4 protein-coding genes are annotated in these 3,953 nt (G+C 66.8%); 3 read left to right on the forward strand and 1 reads right to left on the reverse strand.

Annotated features, from left to right (window positions below; all coding sequences use genetic code 11):
• The first annotated feature begins 217 nt into the window (after positions 1 to 217).
• The 3 genes from ACE3TU_RS19820 to ACE3TU_RS19830 all read left to right on the forward strand — a co-directional run bounded on the left by ACE3TU_RS19820 (position 218) and on the right by ACE3TU_RS19830 (position 3,657).
• Entirely contained in the window at positions 218 to 1,261 is a 1,044-nt protein-coding gene (locus ACE3TU_RS19820; RefSeq protein ID WP_374627377.1) for a substrate-binding domain-containing protein, read from the forward strand.
• A 173-nt stretch (positions 1,262 to 1,434) separates the two neighbouring features.
• Entirely contained in the window at positions 1,435 to 2,838 is a 1,404-nt protein-coding gene (locus tag ACE3TU_RS19825; protein WP_374627379.1) for a sugar ABC transporter permease, read from the forward strand.
• 9 nt (positions 2,839 to 2,847) lie between these two features.
• Entirely contained in the window at positions 2,848 to 3,657 is an 810-nt protein-coding gene (locus ACE3TU_RS19830; protein WP_374627381.1) for an ATP-binding cassette domain-containing protein, read from the forward strand.
• A 30-nt stretch (positions 3,658 to 3,687) separates the two neighbouring features.
• Here ACE3TU_RS19830 and ACE3TU_RS19835 read toward each other — a convergent pair.
• A partial coding sequence (locus ACE3TU_RS19835; RefSeq protein ID WP_374627383.1) for an enolase C-terminal domain-like protein occupies positions 3,688 to 3,953 on the reverse strand: 266 nt, incomplete at its 5' end.

The following is a 3,953-nucleotide window of genomic DNA, read 5'->3' on the forward strand; positions in this document are numbered from 1 at the left end:
CTTTCGGTGCCGGCCAATGGCTTCGTCGTCATCGATCGGGACGCGGGCGTGCAGCCCTGGTCGCCGGCCCGCGACTGACCCGCCGAAGCGGCGCCAGCTGGCGTCCGGCACGACGGATTTGACTTTGACGCGGCACTCTGCCTACTAAAGTCGTATGGCGCTGCTGCACGTACCGCAGGTTGTCGCGGCACCATCTTCAGTTTGGGAGGACTGTACCTTGAAGATCAAGACACTGACCCTGCTCGCGGGGGCGGCCATCGTTGCCTTTGCACCGACCGCCGTGCTGGCCGCCGGCAAGACCATCGCCGTGTCCTGGAAGACATTCCAGGAAGAGCGCTGGAAGATCGACGAGGCGGCGATCAAGGCCGTCGTCGAGGGCGCCGGCAATACCTACCTGTCGACCGATGCTCAGGGCTCCGCCCAGAAGCAGGCCGCCGACATCGAAAGCCTGATCTCGCAGAAGCCGGACGTGATCCTCGTCGTGGCCTTCGACTCCGACGCGATCCTGCCGTCGATCCAGAAGATCAACGATGCCGGCATCAAGTCGATCGCCTACGACGTGCAGTTCGAGGATCCGAGCGCCCTCTACATCACCTTCGACAATGTCGGCGTCGGCCGCATCATGGCGCAGGAGATGCTGAAGGTGAAGCCCGAGGGCCGCTACGCCTTCATCAAGGGCGACAAGGGTGATCCGAACGCTACCTTCCTGTTCCAGGGCCAGATGGAAGTCCTCAAGGAGGCCATGGACTCGGGCAAGGTCACCAACGTGTGCGAGACCTTCACCGACGGCTGGAAGCCGGACAATGCCCAGAAGAACATGGAGCAGTGCCTGACCTCGACCAATAACGGCGTCGATGCCGTGTTGTCCGAGAATGACGGCATGGCTTCGGGCGTCGTCGCGGCGCTCGACGCCCAGGGTCTGGCCGGCACGGTTCCGGTCACCGGCCAGGACGGCGACCTCGCCGCCATCAACCGCGTGGCGCTGGGCACCCAGCTGGTGTCGATCTGGAAGAACTCGATCGATCTGGGCACCGTTGCCGCCAACGCCGCGCTGGCGCTTGCCGATGGCGCCGACCCGACCACCATCGACGGCGTCGCCAAGTTCAGCGGCGGCAAGAAGGGCGTCGAGATGAACGCCATCCTGCTCGCCCCGACGCCGATCACCAAGGACAACATCCAGCTGGCGATCGATGCCGGTCACATCACCAAGGAGCAGGCCTGTGCCGGTGTCGCCGCCGGAACGGTAGCCGCCTGCAACTGATCGGTCGGAGCTGACCCGACACATTGCCGGCCGCGCCGCCAGAACGAGGGTGGCGCGGCCTTTTTTGATGCCGGTGGGCGGTCTGCCGCCTGCCGACGGGAGTTGAAATCGTCCGGGCGATGCGAGATCGTTTACCGGAGGGGCGGCCGCAATGATCGGCCGAGGGTGGGGGCATGGCAGTGCAAGGCAATATCGGCGGTCCGTCCACCAGCAGCGAGGGTCCGTTCCGTCGCCTGGTGCGTGCCGCCGAGATCGACACCCGCATGCTGGGCATGCTGGTCGCAATGGCCGTCATCTGGGTCGGTTTCGACATCCTCAGCGGCATGCTGCGCCCCGGCAGCGGTGGCCTGTTCGGCGGCTCCTTCCTGACCTCGCGAAACCTCTGGATCCTGCTGGTGCAGACCTCGGTGATCGCGGTGATGACCACCGGCATGGTGCTGGTCATCGTGCTGCGCCAGATCGACCTTTCGGTGGGCTCGATGCTGAGCATCGTGGCGGTGGCGACGGGCGTCCTGCAGGTCTTCAACCTGGGCCCGCTGCTCGGCGTCGGCCACCCGTCGATCTGGATCATCGCCGTGGTGTTCGCCATCGCCGCGGGGGCCGCCATCGGGCTGTTCAACGGAGCGCTCATCGCCTACGGCCAGATTCCGAGCTTCATCGTCACGCTGGGCGGCCTGATCGCCTATCGCGGCGCCGCCTTCCTGATCGCCAGCGGCGTCACGGTCGCGCCGATGGACAAGACGTTCAAGCTGATCGGCGGCAATGGCCCGCTGGCCTCGATCGGCCCGTTCTGGAGCTGGATGCTGGCCGCCGTCGCCTGTGTCGCCATCGGCATCGCCGTGGTCAGCGGCCGGCGCCGGCGCCAGAAGTTCGGCTTCACACCCAAGCCGGTGTGGGCCGAGGTGCTCAGCGTCGTGGTCGGCTGCGCTGCGGTGCTCGGCACCACCGCGGTGGTCAATTCCTATCTCTATCCCCCCCGCGTCGCCGAGCGCTTCGCGCTGGACAACGGCATTCCCATCCCGCCCGGGGTGGAGGACAGGGCGGGGCTCGCCATCTGCCAGGCGGCGGACAAGGTGGTGACCTGCCTCGATGGCCTGACCTTCCAGACCGGCTATCCCATACCGGTGCTGATCATGCTCGCCGTCGGGCTGATCATGACCTTCGTTGCCCGGCGCACCCGCTTCGGCCGCTACATCTTCGCCACCGGCGGCAATCCCGAGGCGGCCGAACTCGCCGGCATCAACACCAAGCGACTGACCGTCCTGGTGTTCACCCTGATGGGGGCGCTGGTCGGCGTCTCGGCGATCATCGCCTCGGCGCGGCTGGACGCCGCGACGACCTCGCTGGGCACGCTCAACGAGCTCTACGTGATCGCGGCGGCGGTGATCGGCGGCACCTCGCTGGCCGGCGGCATCGGTACCATCTACGGCGCCATCGTCGGCGCGCTGCTGATGCAGTCGCTGCAGTCGGGCATGGCGCTGCTCAACGCCGACTCCGCCTTCACCGACATCGTCGTCGGTCTGGTCCTCGTGCTGGCGGTGTTCGTCGACCAGGTCTACCGGCGGCGGGCGAAATAGGAGGCAGAGATGACCACCCAGACGGCTTCCGCCAATAGCGGTTCGCGCGGCACCCCGCTCGTCGAGATGCGCGATGTGTCGATTGCCTTCGGCGGCATCAAGGCCGTCGACCATGCGAGTGTCGATCTCTATCCGGGGGAGGTGGTCGGGCTGCTCGGCCACAATGGCGCCGGCAAGTCTACCCTGATCAAGATCCTCTCGGGCGCCTACCAGCGCGATTCGGGCACCATCCGGATCGACGGGCGCGACGTCGAGATCAACAATCCGCGCGATGCCAAGGCGTTCGGCATCGAGACCATCTACCAGACGCTGGCGCTCGCCGACAATGTCGATGCCGCCGCCAACCTCTATCTCGGGCGCGAACTGCGGACGCGCTGGGGGACGCTCGACGACATCGCCATGGAGGCCGCCTGCCGCCAGGTGATGGGCAAGCTCAATCCGAACTTCCGGCGCTTCACCGAGCCGGTGAAGTCGCTCTCGGGCGGCCAGCGGCAATCGGTGGCGATCGCGCGGGCCATCCACTTCAATGCCCGTATCCTGATCATGGACGAGCCGACCGCCGCGCTCGGGCCGCAGGAAACCGCCCAGGTCGGCGACCTGATCAAGCAGCTCAAGTCGGATGGCATCGGCATCTTCCTCATCAGCCACGACATCCACGATGTCTTCGATCTCGCCGATCGCATGGTGGTGATGAAGAACGGCCAGGTGGTCGGCACCGCGCGCACCGCCGATGTCACCAAGGACGAGGCGCTCGGCATGATCATCATGGGCAAGGTGCCGCCGGGCGCCGTTCCCGGTCCGGGCGCCGTCGCGGGCTGACCGGGGTTACAATCCGGGGTCCCGAGGCGCCTACAGCGTCATGGCCGCGATCGAATCGAGGCTGTGGCCGTGGCCGAAGCCCGGCGCGTCGCTCACCACCACAAAGCCGTCCTGCGGCACGGCCATGCCCGGATAGTTGTTGGTTTGCCTGAGCGGCTGGCCCGGGGCCCCGCCGACGAAGAACTCGCCCCAGCGGCTGTTCGGCGAGGCGATGGTGAGGTGCTGGCCATAGGGCGTGTTCATGCCCGCGTGGCAGATCACCTCCAGTCCCGCCGCATCGGCGATGGCGACGATCT

The sequence above is a fragment of the Devosia sp. genome (genome assembly GCF_041917035.1).
In the GTDB taxonomy this organism is placed as follows: domain Bacteria; phylum Pseudomonadota; class Alphaproteobacteria; order Rhizobiales; family Devosiaceae; genus Devosia_A.

Bases quoted from the DNA above. Each gene is read 5' to 3' on its own strand.
- ACE3TU_RS19825 (WP_374627379.1), top strand. From the start codon at position 1,435: ATGGCAGTGCAAGGCAATATCGGCGGTCCGTCCACCAGCAGCGAGGGT.
- ACE3TU_RS19830 (WP_374627381.1), top strand. From the start codon at position 2,848: ATGACCACCCAGACGGCTTCCGCCAATAGCGGTTCGCGCGGCACCCCG.